Origin of the sequence: Brevundimonas sp. (assembly GCF_041648615.1) — a bacterium.
GTDB lineage: Bacteria > Pseudomonadota > Alphaproteobacteria > Caulobacterales > Caulobacteraceae > Brevundimonas.
Map to the genome: position 1 here is coordinate 84506 of NZ_JBAZOS010000005.1, position 17909 is coordinate 102414.

At 68.2% G+C, this 17909-nt stretch carries 13 protein-coding genes; 6 read left to right on the forward strand and 7 right to left on the reverse strand.

Annotated elements, in window-relative coordinates; genetic code table 11:
- Positions 1-23 precede the first annotated feature (23 nt).
- The 6 genes from WC555_RS04095 (at position 24) to WC555_RS04120 (ending at position 8193) form a co-directional block, all read left to right on the forward strand.
- Positions 24-2402, forward strand: coding sequence for a filamentous hemagglutinin N-terminal domain-containing protein (locus WC555_RS04095; RefSeq protein ID WP_373251371.1), 2379 nt, complete (start codon positions 24-26; stop codon positions 2400-2402).
- A gap of 2 nt (positions 2403-2404) precedes the next feature.
- Complete coding sequence (locus tag WC555_RS04100; protein WP_373251373.1) at positions 2405-3178, forward strand: L,D-transpeptidase; 774 nt, start codon at positions 2405-2407, stop codon at positions 3176-3178.
- 190 nt (positions 3179-3368) lie between these two features.
- A complete protein-coding gene (locus WC555_RS04105) occupies positions 3369-3932 on the forward strand; it encodes a hypothetical protein (protein ID WP_373251375.1) in 564 nt (187 codons plus the stop codon).
- A gap of 93 nt (positions 3933-4025) precedes the next feature.
- On the forward strand, positions 4026-4892 hold the full coding sequence (locus tag WC555_RS04110; protein WP_373251378.1) for a hypothetical protein: 867 nt from the start codon (positions 4026-4028) through the stop codon (positions 4890-4892).
- Between the two features lie 62 nt (positions 4893-4954).
- Positions 4955-7651 (forward strand): hypothetical protein, encoded by a 2697-nt coding sequence (locus WC555_RS04115; RefSeq protein ID WP_373251379.1) that lies wholly within the window; start codon positions 4955-4957, stop codon positions 7649-7651.
- A complete protein-coding gene (locus tag WC555_RS04120) occupies positions 7648-8193 on the forward strand; it encodes a hypothetical protein (protein WP_373251381.1) in 546 nt (181 codons plus the stop codon). The genes WC555_RS04115 and WC555_RS04120 overlap by 4 nt, the downstream gene beginning before the upstream one ends.
- A 52-nt stretch (positions 8194-8245) precedes the next feature.
- On the opposite strand, the gene WC555_RS04125 is transcribed toward WC555_RS04120, so the two are convergent.
- From WC555_RS04125 to WC555_RS04155, 7 genes are read right to left on the reverse strand one after another with little or no spacing between them, the layout of a single operon-like run.
- Complete coding sequence (locus tag WC555_RS04125; protein WP_373251383.1) at positions 8246-9286, reverse strand: serine hydrolase domain-containing protein; 1041 nt, start codon at positions 9284-9286, stop codon at positions 8246-8248.
- A complete protein-coding gene (locus tag WC555_RS04130; RefSeq protein WP_373251385.1) occupies positions 9286-10170 on the reverse strand; it encodes an SDR family NAD(P)-dependent oxidoreductase in 885 nt (294 codons plus the stop codon). The genes WC555_RS04125 and WC555_RS04130 overlap by 1 nt, the downstream gene beginning before the upstream one ends.
- Before the next feature lie 50 nt (positions 10171-10220).
- Positions 10221-10964, reverse strand: a complete 744-nt coding sequence (locus WC555_RS04135; RefSeq protein ID WP_373251387.1) for a TetR/AcrR family transcriptional regulator — start codon at positions 10962-10964, stop codon at positions 10221-10223.
- Positions 10951-12528, reverse strand: coding sequence for an AMP-binding protein (locus WC555_RS04140; RefSeq protein ID WP_373251389.1), 1578 nt, complete (start codon positions 12526-12528; stop codon positions 10951-10953). Before WC555_RS04140 ends, WC555_RS04135 begins: the two co-directional genes overlap by 14 nt.
- Positions 12525-14174, reverse strand: coding sequence for a carboxylesterase/lipase family protein (locus WC555_RS04145; RefSeq protein WP_373251392.1), 1650 nt, complete (start codon positions 14172-14174; stop codon positions 12525-12527). Before WC555_RS04145 ends, WC555_RS04140 begins: the two co-directional genes overlap by 4 nt.
- On the reverse strand, positions 14171-15499 hold the full coding sequence (locus WC555_RS04150) for a spinster family MFS transporter (RefSeq protein WP_373251395.1): 1329 nt from the start codon (positions 15497-15499) through the stop codon (positions 14171-14173). The genes WC555_RS04145 and WC555_RS04150 overlap by 4 nt, the downstream gene beginning before the upstream one ends.
- 1 nt (position 15500) lies before the next feature.
- On the reverse strand, positions 15501-17807 hold the full coding sequence (locus tag WC555_RS04155; protein ID WP_373251397.1) for a TonB-dependent receptor: 2307 nt from the start codon (positions 17805-17807) through the stop codon (positions 15501-15503).
- Between the last annotated feature and the right edge of the window lie 102 nt (positions 17808-17909).

The window sequence follows — 17909 nt, forward strand, 5'->3', positions numbered from 1 at the left end:
CGCTTTTCGACAAGGACGTTCTGATGACCAGACTCCATCACCCGATCGCCGGCGCACAGAGCCGGCGCCATTCCGGCCAGCGGCGTCGCAAGGGCGCCCTGTGCGCCTCAACCGGCCTGGCGGGGGTCGCGGCCTGGGCCGTGATGGGGCTGTCCGCGTCGCTTCTGCCGGGAACGGCCGCCCATGCGCAGACCCTGCCCACCGGCGGGTCGGTGGTCGCCGGCGGCGCGACCATCACCAGCGGTCCCGGCACGATGACGGTCAACCAGTCATCGCAGAACGCGTCGATCAACTGGCAGAGCTTCTCCATCGGCCAGGGCGGCAGCGTCGTCTTCGTGCAGCCCAACAGCAGTTCGGTCGCGCTGAATCGGGTGCTCGGGCCTGACGCCTCCGCCATCTTCGGCAGTCTGACCGCCAACGGGCAGGTGTTCCTGATCAATCCGAACGGCGTGCTGTTCGGGCAGGGATCCCAGGTCAATGTCGGCGGACTGGTCGCGTCCACCCTGGGGATGACCGACGCCGACTTCATGGCCGGCGACTACAGGTTCTCGGGCAGCGGCGGCTCGGTACTCAACCAGGGCACGATCATCGCCAACGGCGGCTATGTCGCCCTGCTGGGCGGGCAGGTCAGCAACGAGGGCCTGATCCAGGCCAATCTGGGCACGATCGCCCTCGCCGCGGGCGAGGCCGTCACGCTCGACGTCGCCGGCGACGGCCTGCTCAACGTGGCCATTGACCGGGGGGCGGCCAATGCCCTGGTCCGCAATGGCGGCATGCTTCAGGCCGATGGCGGCCGGGTGCTGATGACGGCCCAGGGGGCGGGCGACCTGCTGAGGACGGTGGTGAACAACACCGGCGTCATTCAGGCCCGCACGATCGGGGAACGCAACGGCGTGATCCTGCTGCTGGGCGATATGCAGAGCGGCACGGTGAACGTGGACGGCGTTCTCGACGCCAGTGCGCCCGACGGCGGCGACGGCGGCTTCATCGAGACCTCCGCCAGGACCGTGAACATCGCCGCCGACACCCGCGTAACGACCGATGCCCCGACAGGCGCGACCGGGACCTGGCTGATCGATCCCGCAGACTTCATCGTCGGCGGCGGAGGCAACATTTCGGGGGCCACCCTGTCCGCTCAGCTGGTGACCACCAATATTGTGATCAGCACGCTGACCGAACCCGGGAACAGCCAGCCCGGCAATGGCGACATCTTCATCAACGACGCCATCGCCTGGACCGCGTCTTCGACCCCGACGACCCTTACGCTGAACGCCCACCGCGACATCAACATCAACGCCGCGATCACCGCCACCAATGGCAATCTTATCGCCTGTTGTGGCCGCGACGTGAACGTCAATGCGCCCATCACCACGGTGAACGGCAGCGTCCTGCTGGAGGGCGGCCGCAATGTGAACGTCTACCATGCGATCACCACGACCGACGGCAACATCGCCCTGTGCGCCGGGCACGACGTGTTCATCGATGCGGCCATCACCCTGACCCGGGGCAGCACCATCCCGGCGCAGAGCCTGGGCCTGCCGATCGGCCTGACCCTGATCTCCGGCGCGGACGGGACGGGGCCGGGCGTGAACGGCGGAACCATCGTGTTCAGCCCGCTGGCCCCCCGGGTCACCGTCACCAACGCCCCGGCGACCATCAACTACAATGCCGTGTCCTACACGACCCCGACGGACTACCTGCCCCGGTTCACCCTGACGGAAGGCGCCACGCTGACCCAGCGCATGCTGCTGTTCCCCGACGGCGGCCGGGTGTTCGACGGGACGACGGCGACCACCTTGACCGGTTTCAGGACCACGGCGGACTCGGGCCTCCCCTCCGGGGTCACCCTGGTGGCCGGCCCCGGAGCCACCGCGACGTTCGATTCGGCGGTGGTCGGCGCCGATGTCGGGATCACCTACAGCGGCTACACCCTCGCGGGCGCCAACGCTGACCAGTACGCCCTGGCCAGCTCTTGCTGCACCCCGACCTTCCGGACGCGCGGGACGATCACCGCCGCCGCTCCGCCGCCGCCGCCTCCGCCTCCGCCGCCTCCTCCTCCTCCTCCTCCTCCTCCTCCTCCTCCTCCGCCTCCGCCTCCGCCTCCGCCTCCGCCGCCGCCGGTGACGCCGCCGGTGACGCCGCCGCCGTTCACGCCGCCCGTGACGCCGCCGGATGTGACGCCGCCGACGATATTCTACCCGATCGTGACGCCACGCCCGACGCCGACCCCGTTGCCGGACCTGACGTTCGACGTGGTCGAAGGAGGCGTCCGGCTGCCGCCGTACGAATCGCCCCCCGTCTCTCCGCCGATCACGCCGGTGGTCAAGGCGCCCGCGCCCGCGCCGGTCGCGCCGATCGCGCCGCCGGTCCCCGTCTACCCCCGCAAGCAGGATCGCAACTGACAATGCAGGCCCCGGTGCGCCCGCCCCTGAAGTCTGTACCCCGGACGACAGCTGACGGGCGCGGGTCCGGCGCCCGGTCCGGCAGGCCGGGACCATGGGCAGCGGCGGCAGGACTGGTCCTGGGGCTGGCGTTCGCCCAGGCCAGCCTGGCGGACGAGCGTCTTTACTCGCCGGGAACCCGTGACGCCGCTGCGAACGTCACCGCCTCGTCCGCCGCGAGCGAGGTCGCGGCCTGGGTCCGTGAAACGGCCGACAATCAGGGGTTGCCCTTCCTCGTCATCGACAAGATCAATGCGCAGGTCCTGGCCTTTGACCGCGAGGGCCAACTGCGTGGCATCGCTCCCGCGCTGCTGGGCCTGGCCCGCGGCGACGTCTCGCCGCCCGGCATAGGCGACCGTCCCCTGTCCGCCATCACGCCGGGCGAACGCATCACCCCGGCCGGTCGCTTCCTCGCGTCCATCGGCGAGAACCTCAGCGGCAAGGGTATTCTGTGGATCGACTATGACTCCGCCCTGTCCCTGCACCCCGTCATCACCACACGGGCAGCGGACCGGCGCCTGCAGCGCCTCGCTTCGGCCACAGCCGAGGACAACCGGATTTCTTATGGCTGCGTGAACGTGCCTGAGAAATTCTACCGGGAGATCGTACAGTCCGTGTTCAACGGCACGACCGGGATCGTCTATATCCTGCCGGAGGCGCGCTCGCTCGGAGACCTGTTTTCCCGGGCTCCGGACGTTGTCGCACCCGCGGACGGAGACAGGTTTCCGCTGGACTGACACCACGGTCACCAGCCGATTCACGGTTCGCGTCCCGGCGATCGCCGACGCTGCTGTCCAAATCTTCCGATAAGCCCAAGCTCAGGTTTTGTCTGGGACTCCCGGACAATGTAGGATACAAGTAATAATTGTGTAGTTGTGGCATTGCTTACTGGCAGTTAACCAATTTTGGGAACCAAGGGAGCTTCAGGTGTCCGTAAAACTCAAAAAACCAGTTATCGCGGCAGTAGCTGTTGGTGTACTCACGTTAACTTTGCTTTCAGAATCGGCGCAGGCGCAGGCTGCGGATGATTTCGACGTCTCGGTCACGACCAACGCCGCCGTGGCGATCGCCTGCGGCCAGAACCTGAGCTTCGGCACGGCCTATGTCGGCGCCACCAATGCCCAGGCGGTCATCACGCTTACGTCGGGCGGGGCCACGAGCTCCAACCACGCCTCGGTGGCCGTCACGGGAGGGGCGGTCGGACAATGCACGATCAGCGGCCTGCAGGGCGCTGACACCGCGAACGTCACCCTGAGCGGCGGAAGCGGAACCCCGGCTGCGGGGGGGCTGACGGGCGTTTCGCTGAGTGACGGCGCCACCCACACCCTGCTGGCCACCGTTCAGGTCTCCGGCGGCGTCAACGCGACCGGGGGCAAGACCGGCCTGGCCAACGGCGTCATTCCATTCCATGGCACGGTCACCATTCCGGCGTCGCACGTCGACTTCGGCGCCTATACCGCGACGCTGACCGCCACGGTGGCGCTGGACTAGGTTCATCGACTGTCGCCACGGCCGGCTTCACTCGCCCGGCGCGCATGGCGGGCGAGTGAAGTTCTTCGCCCGGAGCTCATCCCGGAGTTCATCATGAGACGTTTCGGCCTTGCCGTCGCGGCCAGCCTTCTGCTGGCGACCGGCGTCCCCGCCAGGTCGCAGGGCGGCGGCGTGTCCGTGGCGCCCATGATGGTGATACTCGATACGCGGGGACGGCCCGTCGGCTTCGATGTGATCAATTTCGGCGACCGCACCGCAACCTTCCGGCTGGATCCGCTCCACGCCGTCATCGACCCGGACGGCGTCCAGCGTTTCGAGCCGGCCGAAGCGCAGGCAGGCTCTGCGATCAGCTTTCTGCGCTGGGCGCCGCGTCAATTCGAGGTCCAGCCCGGCGCGACCCGCACCATCAGGCTTTCAGCACGACCGCCGACGGACCTGCCGAATGGCGAGTATCGGTTGCATTTGCGGGTGACCAATATCGGGCCGACGCCGGATCGGCCTACGACCGCCGACGATCAGGCGATCGGCGTCAACATCAACCTCCAGGTGGCCCAGGCTGTCCGGGTTCTCGTACGGCACGGCGTGGGGCCCGGCACCGCGCGACTTGAGGCGCTGGCCGTCCAGCCATCAGAGGCCGGTCAGAATCTGAGTTTCATCCTGGCCAATAACCATGACGGCGGGTCTGTGCTCGGACGCTATGCCGTCGTCGTAGCTGGCCCGGATGGCGGGGAGCGGGTGCTGCGGGAGACCGACGTCACCCTCTATCCCGACACCGACCGACGGCCCGTGAACCTGGAACTGACCCGGAGCGAGGCGCCGCCCGGATCACGGGCCTGTATCCGGTTCTGGACGGGTCGCGGCGGGGGCGCGGCCCAGCAGACCTGTTCCGAGCCGGTGGGATCGGGAGCTCACGGCACGGGGAACGCCGGTCATGGGAACCGGATTGCGGCCGGGAACTGACAGGATCCTGCCCGGCTCCGCCTGGCCGGGCGCAGGGGGGGCGGATGGCGCGGTGTAAGCGTGTGCGCCTGCTTCACTTCCTGGCGGGGGCGGCCATGGCGACCGCCGGCCTCCCCACGGGCGCGTCCGCCAGCGCCTCTCCCGAGACGGCTGACCCCAGGTTGTTGAGGGTTCGCGTCGCGGCCGAAGAGATCGACCCCGCTCTCGACGCCATCCTGATCGACGGCGTTCTCTATCTGCCGGCGGTGAGGCTGGTTGAGTTGATCGAACGTCCCCACAGACTATCGGAAGATGGACAGACCCTGTTGGTCGGGGGACGCGAACCGACGGGTGAGACACCGATCAGCCTGACCGCGGCCGAGGCGGGAGCGATCATCGAGGACGGGGCCGTTTTCATCCCCATGCCGTATGCCGAGGCGGCGTTCTCGATCGACCTTGAGGCCGATCTGGAGCGCGATGTCCTGACGGTGCGGTCTGCGGGGACGCCTCTTCCGGTCGAGGAGCGGCTCGCGCGCGAGGCCGGCTGGCGACGCCGCGCGATCGTCGGGACTGAACCGGAGTCGGGACCGCCCCCGGTGACGGAGACCCCGTGGGCGCTGTACGCCCCCGTGATGGGCGACGTCGCCGTGAACGCGCGAACGGACTCCGACGGCGCAGGAAGCGTCGATTACAACGCATTGATCATCGGCGAATTGGCGTGGCTGACGCACGAACTCTATGTGTCGGGCCCCGCGGACGGCGGGCCGGACGACCTGCGCCTGACCAGCGGGCGGCGGGACTACGACGGCGGAGTTTTCGGTATTCCCTCACTGTACGAGGCGGCGGCCGGGGATGTCATGGGCCACACGGTACCGATGGTCGGCCGCCCCCCGATGGGCCGGGGCGTCAGCCTCGGCGGTCGGCCGCTGACCCAGCCGGCGGAGTTCGACGTCACCCGGGTCGAGGGCGACGCCCTGCCCGGGTGGGATGCCGAACTCTACCGCAACGATGAGCTGGTCTCGATCCAGAGGATTGGACCGGATGGTCGCTACCGTTTCGAGGATGTCGCCCTCAGCTTCGGCCGCAACCGGCTGCTGGTCCGGTTGTACGGGCCGCAGGGCCAGATGCGGGAAACCGTGCAGACGATCGGTATCGGGGCCGATATGGCGCCCCCGGGCGCAGTCCGTTGGGCCGCCTTCGTGAACCAGCCGGATCGCCGACTGTTCGAGGGTTTGCTGGATCGTCGGCCGCGCTACGACGGGGTGGCCGGTAGCGTCATGCTGGACGTCGGGCTGACCCGCAGCCTGTCGGTCGGCGCCTTCGCGGCGCGGAGTCCGGCGAGCAGTCGGACGGGCAGCGACTTCGCGTCCTACGGAGGCGTTGTCGTCCGTACGACCGTCGGCCCGGTCGCCGTGGAAGCGGCGGCGGCGGCGCGCGAGGCCGGCGGTTGGGCGTGGCGCGCGGGCGGGTTGACCAGCCTGGGGCCCGCCAGCCTGACGGTCCGTCATGAGGAATACCTCGACGGTTACCGAAGCCTGGACACGGAGCTGGCCGCCATCCCGTTGCGGCGCTTCAGCCGGGTGCGGCTGTCAACGCCGCTGTCCGCCCTGGGACCCGGCCTGGGAAGCATCTCCCTGTCCGCTGATCGCTCCGAGCTGGTGTCGGGACGGCAGGAAACGGCGGCGCGTCTCAACTGGCGCGTCGAAACCCGCGGGATCAATTTCGACCATGGCGTGGAATACAGGACCGAACGGCGCATCGATGGCTCGACGCTTGATCAGGCCTTCTACGCCGGGGCCGCGTCGCTGACCCGCGGACCGCTGAGCGCACGCGCGGCGCTACGCTACGGCTTTTCGGGCGAAAGCGACCTGGAGACCTATGACGTCAGCATCCAGTATCGTCTGTCGGACACGCTGATCGTATCGACGGGGATGTTCCGCGATCAGATGAGCGGCCTGACCGGCGGCAATTTCGGGATCAGCCGCGACCTGGGCTTCGCCTTCCTCAACCTGGGCGCATCGTGGGACGACAATGGAGAATATACGATCGGAGCCGGCCTGACCGTCTCCTTTGGCTTCGACTCGCGAGGCCCGCGCCTGTCCAGCCGGCCGCAAGCGCGAATGGGCGCGATCGAGCCCTTCGTCTTTCTCGATCGCGGGGGCGACGGTCATTACCAGGCCGGCGTCGACGAACCGCTCGCCGACGTGCAGTTGCTGGTGAACCGGTACCCTGCGCCGGCCGCGCGAACCGACGCGGGGGGGCGCGCCTGGCTGACGGGATTGGCGCCCGGCGAACCGGTGCGTCTCGGGGTCGACGCCTCCAGCCTGCCGGACGCCTTTCTGGCGCCGGCCCGGGCCGAGATTGCGGTGGAACCCCGGCCCGGCCGGGCCTTCCGGCTGGAAATTCCGATCGTGGAAAGTGGCGAGATTTCGGGCGTGGTCGAACTGCTGGACGACACCCGCCGCGCGCCGTTACACGGAGTCCGGCTCGAACTGGTTGACGAACAGGGTGAGGTGCGGGCCACGGCGGTGAGCATGTTCGACGGCGCATGGCTGTTCGACCAGGTCCCGCCAGGGCGTTGGATCGTGCGCGCCCATGCCGGCCAGTCAGTCGCCGGAACGCCGGTCGGCCCGGCCTTCGTACAGACGATAGTCGGCCCGCGGGGCCTGATCGTCAACGGCCTTGGGTTCCAGTTTGACGCCCGGGGCGGCGGACTGATCGGCTATACCGCCGCCGTCATCGACGCGCCGGGATCCGGATATGGGAGATCGCCTCCATGACATTTGTTCGTTTCCGGCCGCTGACCGGCCGGCGCCGCGGTCTTGCGATCCTGGCGATCGCCTTCGGCTTCATGCTTCCCGCCGTGGCCCGTGGCCAGGCTTGCACCGGCCTGGCTCTTGATCCGCCCGTCAGCGGCACGCTCGACTTCGGTCGCCTGTATGTGACGGCGGGGGTGTCGGGAACGGCGACGCTGGATCCAGCCTCAGGCCTGGTCAATGCGACGGGACGGCTGGTTTCGGCCCAGACCGGCCTCCCCCTCTCGGTCCGGGTGACGGATCCGTCGGCGGACTGCGAATTCATTCTCAGCGTGACCCCGGCGAGCCGGGATCTGGCTTCGTCCTTCACCGCCGTCGTCGATCGAATCTCGATGCTGGAGGGCACGCTTCTCAACGCGGACCCCGCCCAGCGTGAATGGCTGGTGCGGATGAACAATGGCGTGGCGCGGGTTCTGATGGGCGGGGTTCTGGAAATGAACACCGCCGCGGACGGGCTGATCGACACCTACACCGTGACCTTCACCGTGACAGTGAACCCGTCCTGACGAACGCTTTTCGGAGGGCGCGTCGCGCGCCGCCCGGGCGTCCGGGAGCCTCCTACCGGTCGTCAACTGCGCGAAGGGCGGCCTTGAGCAGGTCGTCCCCGAACGTGGCGGATCCGGGAGCGTCGCCCTGGCGCACGACAATCAGGTTCCGCGAGGGAACGACGAGCAGCATCTGACCGCCCGCCCCGAGAGCCGCCACCGTGTCGCGCGGCGCGGATGGGAAGCGCAGGCCGTCTCCCCGTCCGAACGCATCCGCGCCGGGCCGCGCGTTCGACCACCACAGCAGGCCATAGGAGGGGTTCAAGGTCTGGGAGGGGCTGAGCAGGGTCTGGAGCATCCCGGAGCCGATCAGCCGGCGACCGTTCCAGCTTCCGGCGCCCAGGATCAGTTCACCGAACCGGGCCAGGTCCCGCGCTGTCGACAGGGCGCTGTAGTAGTTGGTGACGGGCCCCTGTGCGCCCGATCCGCGCGAAACGATCCAGCTCGTATCGGCCATGCCGAGCGGCGCGAACAGGCGGGTTCCGGCATAGCCCTCGACGCCCTGGCCGACGGCCCGCGCAAGCACGTGAAACAGGAGATGATAGGCGGCGGTGTTGTAGGCCCAGCGCGTGCCGGGTGGGTGCCGCAGGGGCGCGGCGGCGTTGATCGCGAACTGGTCCCCCTCGATCCCTCGCAGCGCCAGGCCCGTGTCGTCCAGACCCGATGTCATGCTCATCAGGTGACGCAGGGTGATGGCGGCGCGGGGGTCGTCCCGCCATATCGGAATGAAATCGGCCGCCGCCTGATCCAGGCTGGTGAACGCTCCGTCTTCGACGGCCATGGCGACCAACACGGCGACGATGCTTTTCGCGACCGAAGCGACTTCACGCGGGCGGTCCGGACCCCAGCCGGGTGCGTAACGCTCGGCCAGGACATCCCCGGCCCGGCCCACCAGAACGCCGGTGCTCCGCTGGGCCATGGCGAGGTCGAGGACCGCCGCAAGGTCCTCCGGCGATCGGGCCAGGGCGGGCCCGGCGGCGCAACCCGCGACCGCGGCCCCTCCCGCGAGAATCGCGCGGCGCGACAGACAGGCGTGCGTTTTGTCCGCGGTCATCAGACGAGGGCGGCCGCATGCGCCTCGGCGCTGGCGACCTCGCGTTCGGCCTGGGCGAATCCGTACTCCGGGACGATGGAACCCGCCGGATCCGACACGGCCTCCCAGGCGGCCAGAAGGCGCTCGCCCGCGTCGGCGCCGCCCCCGATGTACTGGCCCGGCGTCAGGGTGACATAGGCCCGGGCGAAATGACCGGCGCCGGCGCAGACGATGGCGCGCGTCGGCGCGTCCTCGACCACCAGGGGAAGAAGCGCCGGGCTGACCAGCGCCGGATCGAGCTGGTGCAGGCTCGCCTCCGACAACACGCCCGCGGTCATCTGTGTGGCCGCCGTCGGCGCCAGGCAGTTCACGCGGACACCGTATTTCTCCCCCTCGATGGCGAGGGTCTGCATCAGCCCGACCAGCGCCATCTTGGCCGCGCCGTAGTTGGCTTGGCCGAAATTGCCGTAGAGGCCCGAGGACGAGGTCGTCATCACGATGCGGCCGTACTGCTGTCGGCGCATGATTTCCCACACCGCCTTTGAACAGACGGCGGCGCCCATGAGGTGGACGTCGATCACCAGCCGGAAGTCGTCGAGGCTCATCTTGGCGAAGCTCTTGTCGCGCAGGATGCCGGCGTTGTTGATCAGGATGTCGATCCGGCCCCAGGTCGCGAGGGTGCGTTCCACCATGGCCTCCACGGCGGCTTCGTCCGTCACCGAGCCCGCGACGGCGATGGCGTGACCGCCCGCCGCGACGATCTCGGCGACCACGGCCTCGGCGGCCTCCTGGCCCAGATCGTTGACCGCCACATGGGCTCCCTGACGGGCCAGGTACAGGGCGTGCTGACGCCCCAGCCCGCCGCCCGCACCCGTCACGATCGCAACCCGGCCCTCAAGCGTCATGCCTTGTCTCCAATTTCCGTGTGTCTGTGTGAAAAGACCGGCCGCGCCCCCTAGAGCGAGGCGTCGGCGTCGGGCTTGCAGATGCTCATGAAACCGGCGGCCATGAAGGTGGCCATACGGTCCTTTACCGCTTCGAAGTCGTCGGAGTCGCAGAGCCCCCCCGACAGTCTGTTGATCCGTCCGGTGCGCGCGAGCGTCAGCATCAGGGAGCCGGTGACGAAATGATAACCCCAGAAGATGTCCGCCTCGGCGCAGCCTGGCAGAGCCTTTTTCAGAAGGTCGATCAGCCGCAACACCACCGGGTCGAAATGCAGGTCGAACAACTCTGCGCCATAGGGCGTGTTTGACACCTGCGCGCCGAGGGCGCCGTAGTTCTTCCAGTTCTCGCCGCCCTGGCTGTAGAGGTCCAGGTCCGTGTCCAGAAAGGCCCGCAGGGCGCCCTCGACCGTCGGCTTGCCCTTTGTAGCGGCGTCATAGTCGTCCAGGGCCTGCATCCGCAGCTGGATGGTCACCTCCGCGCGCCGCGCGATGACGGCGTCGAACAGCTTTTTCTTGTCCGTGAAATAGTAGTTCAACAGCGTGTGATGGACTCCGACGCGCTGGGCGACGTCCTTCAGGGTCACGCCATACAGGCCGTGGATCGAGAACAGATACTCGGCCGCGTCGAGGATCTGCTCCATCTTGTCGGCGCGCTGCTCGACCTTGGTCCGGCTGCGGCGCGGCTTGGCGGCGTCGGCCGGCTCGCCTCGCGCCTTGGAAGGCGGGAGTTCGGACTTCTGTTTAACAACCGCCATAGTCAACTCTCAAACGCATCTTGTCGATCTTGCCGGTGGACGCCAGGGGCATCTGCGGCAAGCGAATGACTTCATCGGGAATCCACCACGGAGCGACCCGGCCACGCAATGGCGACAGGATGTCTTCGTCGCTGACGTCCTGGAACTCCCTTGTCTGTATCACCAGAATGGGACGCTCGCCCCATTTGGGATCCGGGCGACCGATCACGGCCGCGAGGGAGACCGAGGGATGCTCATTGACGACGGCCTCGATCTCGGCCGGGTTGATCCATTCGCCACCCGACTTGATCAGATCCTTGGCCCGCCCGGTGATGACCAGATCGCCCTCCGTATCGATCCTCGCCAGATCGCCGGTCGCGAACCAGCCCTCACCGTCGGTCGCGCTGCTCGTTTCGCCGAAATAGCGTTCGATGACGGCGGGCCCGCGCACGTAAAGGTGTCCCTCGACGCCGCGTTGTTCGGGCAGGGGCCGCCCGTCCGCGTCGGACAGGAGCAGGTCCACGCCGAAAACGGGGCGGCCCGAAACCTGGGCGGCGCGGTCGGGGTCGTCAGGCGGCGCGCAGGTGCCCAGTGGCGACAGTTCGGTCATGCCCCAGCTGGTCTGGAGCGTCACGCCGAGCCGCTGCTCGATGCGTTCCATGAGCGCCGGCGCCATGGGCGCGCCTCCGACGATGACGCGCTTCAGCGTCGGCGTTTCTCCGCCGTTCGCTTCGAGATGCTCAACCACGCCGAGCCATACCGTGGCGATGCCCACCGCGATCGTCACCGCCTCCTCGTTGATCAGGCCGGCGAGGCTGGCGCCGTCCAGATTTCGGCCCGGCAACACCAGCCGCGCCCCCGCCGCCGGCGCCGCGAACGGCAGACCCCAGGCGTTGGCGTGGAACATCGGAACAGCCGCCAGGACCGTGTCGGCGGCGGTGATGGCCATGACGTCGGCCTGCAACAGGCGGAGCGTGTGCAGGAAGCTGGAGCGGTGGGTGTAGGTGACGCCCTTGGGCGCGCCCGTGGTGCCCGACGTAAAGCACAGGCCGCAGGGCGCGGTCTCTTCGAACCCGCCCCAGACCCCCGACACGCCAGCCTCCCTGATCATCGGCTCAAGCGCGTCGGCGTCCGCCGCGTCCGGGGTCGCCGGTCCGTCAATGATCAGCACCCGCTTCAGCGACGGCGTTCGCGCGGCGACCCGCCGGGCCAGGGGAAGCAGATCGACGCTGGCGATCAGGATTTGCGCCTGGGACTGGGCGACCATGGACGCCAGCTGCGCCTCGGTCAGTCGCGGGTTGAGCGTATGACACACCGCCCCCATGCCCATGATCGCGTACCAGACCTCCACATGGGCCTGGGTGTTCCACGCCAGAGTCGCCACCCGATCGCCGGAACGCACCCCCAGACCCGCCAGGACGCCGGAGACCCTGAGGCTGCGCCCCCGGAGCTGGGCGTAGCCGATCCGCTCAACCTGTCCGCCGTCCCCTGCCGTCACGACCTCGGTACCGGGACGCCACTTTGCGGCGTGATCCAGGAACTTGTCCAGGGTCAGGGCGAAAGCCTGCATTTCCCCGTCGATCATGGGCACGCCGGCGCCGCGGCAGGCAGGGGCGCGGCGACCACGCCGACGGCCCAGGTCCACGGCGTCCCGCCGGTCACGCGACGGCGGCAGACCTCGGCTTCCCGCAGCTCGAACATTCCGGGCATGATGCGTTCACGCACGACGGGAGCTTCCTCGAAGGCCATGTAGGCGCGATCTCGGTCGTAGGCCGGCCAGTCCGGTTGACCCGGCGCGGATGGAACGCCGTCGCGGGCGAAGGACGCCCAATAGGCCATCATGGCGTCGGACAACTGATGCTCGAGGGGCGTGTCCGGCACGGCGGGCCACCGCGGCGGCACGCGGTCGGCGGTGCCGAAGACATAGGGAATTTCCGAGGCGTGGAAGGCGTGCAGGTCGGCCTCGTCGGCCGCCGGATAGCCATGGTTGAAGAAGTAGAGGAAGGCCGGCTGGCCCAGCGCCGTCTGGCGCCGGGAGAGGCGTTCGGCCGTCCAGCCGTAGAGGGCGTCACGCGGCGCCGCCAGGATGCTGGCGGCGATGTCGCTGGAAGGGTAGAGGGCGAGGAAGGCGTCAGCCAGATCGCCATAGCGGGTGCGGACCGCCACTTCATAGGCGGCGGCGTCCGCCGGAGCAGGCGGCGCCAGGGCGCGCAGCGAACGGATCTCGCCCTCGTTGAAGCCGACCAGCAGCGGCACGGGCGCCTGCGCCTTGCGGTCGAAAATCTCGACCAGTTGCTCGGGCAGGACCTCGCCGTCGATCGTGCCCCACGGCATATAGCCCTTCTGGAGCGACGTGGCGGTCAACGTCTGGGCATCCATGGCGCGCAGGTCGGCGAGGTTCGACAGGCCCAGCTGGGTCTGCAACCACACGCCGACGGCTTGGGCCGGCGGGTCGCCATAGCGGCGCGAGCGCAGCTCCGGCGTCGAGATCATATAGGCGCTCTGGGCGATGGCCCGGTCGAACAGTCCGTGCGCCTTGGGAGAGGCCATCAGGTACATGACGCTGAGGGCGCCGGCGGATTCCCCGACGATGGTGACATTGTCCGGATCGCCCCCGAAGGCGGCGATATTCGCCTCGATCCAGCGCAGGGCCGCGATCTGGTCCATCAGGCCGTAGTTGCCGGAGATGTTCTGTCGCGACTCCGCGCTGAGTTCCGGGTGAGCCAGATAGCCGAGGACGCCGAGGCGATAGTTGATCGACACGACCACCATGCCCTGGGAGGCGGCCATCCGCGCGCCGTCGTACATGCCCTCGCTGCCGGCGCCCGTCGTCAGGGCGCCGCCGTGGATCCAGACGAAAACCGGCGCGGCCCGCGCGCCCTCGGGGGTCCAGACGTTGAGCGACAGACAGTCCTCGCTCATCGTCGGCGCTTCGGCGGCGGCGTAGATGCTGGTCCCGCGCGCCGTCGGCTGGTGACAGGCGGGCCCGAACCGGGTCGCGTCCCGGGTCTCGCGCCATCGCGGCATTTCCGCTGGCGGACGCCAGCGGCGCCAACCCGTCGGCGGCAGGGCGTAGGGCACGCCCCGGAAGGCGTTGACGCCCTCCGTGGTCTCGCCGCGCACCGCGCCGGCCGGCGCGTCGACGACGGGCTGGGCCGGCGCGGCCGTGGGGATCAGGGCGCAACCGACAAGGGCCAGGGCGGCCAGAAGGCCGTTGGGAAGCCGCATCATGCCTTGGCCTCCCTGGCCGCCTGCCGCCGGATCGTCCCGGCCAGGCCGACGAACATCGCGATCGCCAACCCGTAGAAGGGAATCAGGGTGTACATGGCCATCTGCAACGAGTTGTCGGGATGACTGGCCCGGAAGAAGTCGCTGGCGGCCCCGAGATAGGTCGGGCCCAGGCCAAGGCCGATCAGGTTCATCACCAGCAGCAGCAGGGCGCCGGACAGGACCCGTTGATCCGGCCGAACCTCCTCCTGGACCATGGTGATGGCCGGTGAGAGATAGAAGTAGTTCAGCCCCATCGGCAGAATGAGGAAGATCAGCCCGAGTTGCCAGCTCGGAGCCCACACGAAGGCCGCGAAGAGCGGCGCGGCAAGCGCCAGACCGATAGCCGGCAGCCAGGCGTAGGCGGTCTTCGAGCGTCGGCTCAGCCGGTCGATCAGCCGGCCCGACACGAACATTCCCGCGCTGACTCCGACGCCCACGACCAGGGCGTACCAGAGGGCCACCTCCGGCAGGGTCATGCCCTTCTCGCGCATCAGGAACAGGGTGGCGAAATTGAGCAGGGCGTAGGTGATGAACTGGGTCGCGCCGCAGGCCAGCGCCATGCCGCGCAGGACGGGATTGCCGAAATACATCTTGCAGGTGGACATGAAGCCGGCCCGGGGTATCGGGGCCGCGTCGGCCGGCGGATGGGTCTCCAGCTTCTGGTCCAGCCCGCCCTTCTTCGGCTCACGCACGAACAGCCAGACGATCACGGCGGTGACCACGCCCACCCCCCCGACCCAGAGGAAGGCGTCACGCCATGAATAGGCCGCGGCGATCGAGGCGCCGAAGGCGACGCCCAGCGCCGAGCCGATCGGCGGGCCGAGGTTGAACAGGCTGAGCGCCGTGCCTCTCGTCCCTGAGGGGAAGTAATCCGAAATGATGGCGTAGGAGGGCGGCACGCCGCCCGCCTCGCCGACCCCCACCGCCATGCGCGAGAGGGCCAGCTGACCGTAGTTGGTCGACAAGCCGCAGGCCGCCGTCGCCGCGCTCCACAGGGCGCAGGAGAAGGCCAGGACCCTCACCCGGTTGGTCCGATCCGCCAGCCAGCCGACCGGGATCGCCAGGATGCAGTAGAACAGAGCGAAATACAGGCCGCTGATCAGGCCCAGTTGACCGTCGGTGACGCCCAGCTCGTCCTGGATCGGCTTGGCCAGGATCGACAGCAACTGGCGGTCGAGGAAGTTCAGCACATAGACGAAGCAGAGCATGGCCAGGACGAACCAGGCCTGGGCTCCCGGGCGCGCGGTTGGCGCGCCCGGGAGTGCGGTCTCGGAAGGTCCGGCCACCTCAGTACTCATAACCGACGCGCACGCCGATGGTCCGCGGCCGCAGCCGGCCGTAACGACCGTCGAGGAAGGCCTCCGGGTGGATGTAGTTCACCGAATGGTCGTCAAAGACGTTCTCGACATAGGCCGCCACCGTGAACTCCTTGAAGGCCACCGCCAGATTCGCGTTCACGAAGGTGTAGGCGTCGGTGTCGTCATAGGTCGGCAACGGAACGAGGGGCCGGCCCGGGGTGTTCGGGAAGCTGTTCGGGAAGCTGCCGACATGGGAGACCGCCACGGAGGCGTTGGCCGTCATGCCCGCCGCCGGCTGCCATTCGTAGTTGACCCGCAACGATCCCTGAAGCTCCGGTCCCGCCAGCCGCGCGTCGAGCACGGCGCCGGAGATGGCCGCTTCCGCAGGCGTGAGGTCATCGACCTTGGCCTCGTTGACGCCGCCGGTCAGGGCCACCGTCCACCCGTCCGCGGGAATGGCGACAACCGAGACCTCGACGCCCTTGCTGGTGGCGCCGCCGATGTTGGTGGCGAACTGGACCGAGTCCGAGACGCGGTTCGCCTGGACCTGGATGTCGTTCCAGTCGATCCAGTATACGGCAGCATCAGCCACAAGCCGGCCGCCGAACCACCGCCCCTTCACCCCGAGCTCATAGTTGATCAGGTTGTCGGACGTGGCGCCGTCGGGAATGACGATGTCGGTCGGATCGATCGTGCTGACGGCGCCCGCCCGCGCGTTGACGATCGGGGGCCGGAAGCCGGTGGAGACCGCCGCGTAGGTTGTCACCGAAGGCGTGGGACGCCACGACAGGCTAAGGCGGTAGGAGAGACCGCTCTCCTCGGCCTTGACCCCCGTCACCGGCGGAACGGCGGTGATGACGAGCGGACCCGGGTTCGGGAAATTCAGAACCTTCGCCACATAGGCCCGCGTCAGATAGTTGGAATTGTAGCCACCCGGCTCGGTGAATCCCTGGGCGTCCGTCGTGCCGTAGCGCAGGCCGCCGGTCACCCACAGGTCCGGCGTGAACCGGTAGGTCAGCTGGCCGAAGGCCGCGACCTCGTGAGCGATGAAATGCGAGCCGAACCGCAGATAGTATTCATCCGTAAGGCCGGTGAACCCTTGGGCGGCCATGAATTCCTCGGTGCCGCGATAGTTGTAATCCACGTCCCGGCGCTTGCGGAAATAGAAGCCGCCCAGCGACCAGTCGACCCGCCCGCCCGGATCAGACACCAGCCGCACCTCCTGAACAAAGGTGTCGTCATAGGCCTCCGCATCGAGGGCGAAGGGGAAGGCCTGGGCGTAGGTCCCGGCGAGATCCACGTAGAACAGGCCCGTATAGTCGGACTGGGTGGTCGAGCTGGTCAGCAACGCGCCGTCGAACTGATATTCCAGGGTCGCATTGTAGTTGGCCATGTCGCTCTGGAAGAGGTCGGGCCGGTCGGTCAGACGGACGTATTCGCCTCGCGTCGGATTGGTCAGCGAGGAATCGTGCGGATTGCTGATCTCCCTCGAATACATCAGACGCGCGGAGAACCGGTCGTTGGGCTCCCACAGCAGGATGGCCCGGCCGCCGTACTGAATCAGGGAGTTGGAATTCTCGATTCCCGTGCCGACGTTGTCGACCCAGCCCTCTTCGTTCCGCGAGAAGCCGACGACACGGAGCGCCAGCTTGTCCTCGATCAGCGGGACGTTGACCATCGCATTGTAGCGCTGGCGAAGACCGCCCTCCTCCATGGTTCCGAGATCGACCAGAAACGAGGCGTCAAAGCCCGTGGGATCCGGATCGTGGGTCAGAATGCGCAAGGCCCCGGCCAGGGACCCCGACCCGAACAGGGTGCCCTGGGGCCCGCGCAGGAATTCGATCCGCTCGATGTCGTAGAGGCTGGGATCGAGAATGGTGGAGTTGCCGTTGGACGAGATCGGCAGCTCGTCGATGTAGATGGCGACCGTGCTCTGCAGATTGGCGCCATAGCCATTGGTGCCGATGCCGCGAGCCGTGAAATTGTTGAAGTTGGCCGAGGCGCGGTTCAGCACCACGCCGGGCGTGGCCGTGGCGAGACCGTCGTAGTTGACGATGCCGCGCTCGTTCAGTTCTTCCTGCGACAGGGCCGTGATGCTGACGGGCACGTCCCGAAGGCGCTCTTCCCGCCGCGTGGCGGTGACGATGACCTCTTCGAGAGTGGTGTCTTCCCGGCTCTGGCGTTCCGTCTGCGACGCCGACGCCGCCGGTTGCTGTTGTTGCGCCTGGGCCTGAGCCGGCGCGATGACCACCGCCTGCGCGATCGCGCAGGCAGAAGCGAGCAGTATCGCCCTCATGTGAATTCCCTCCCACGGCGTCGATCATGAACGTCGGCGCTCGGAAGGAAGAGGGACACGGGCCCGGGCTGTTGTCAACATTCGCTCTCGTGTGCGTGAATA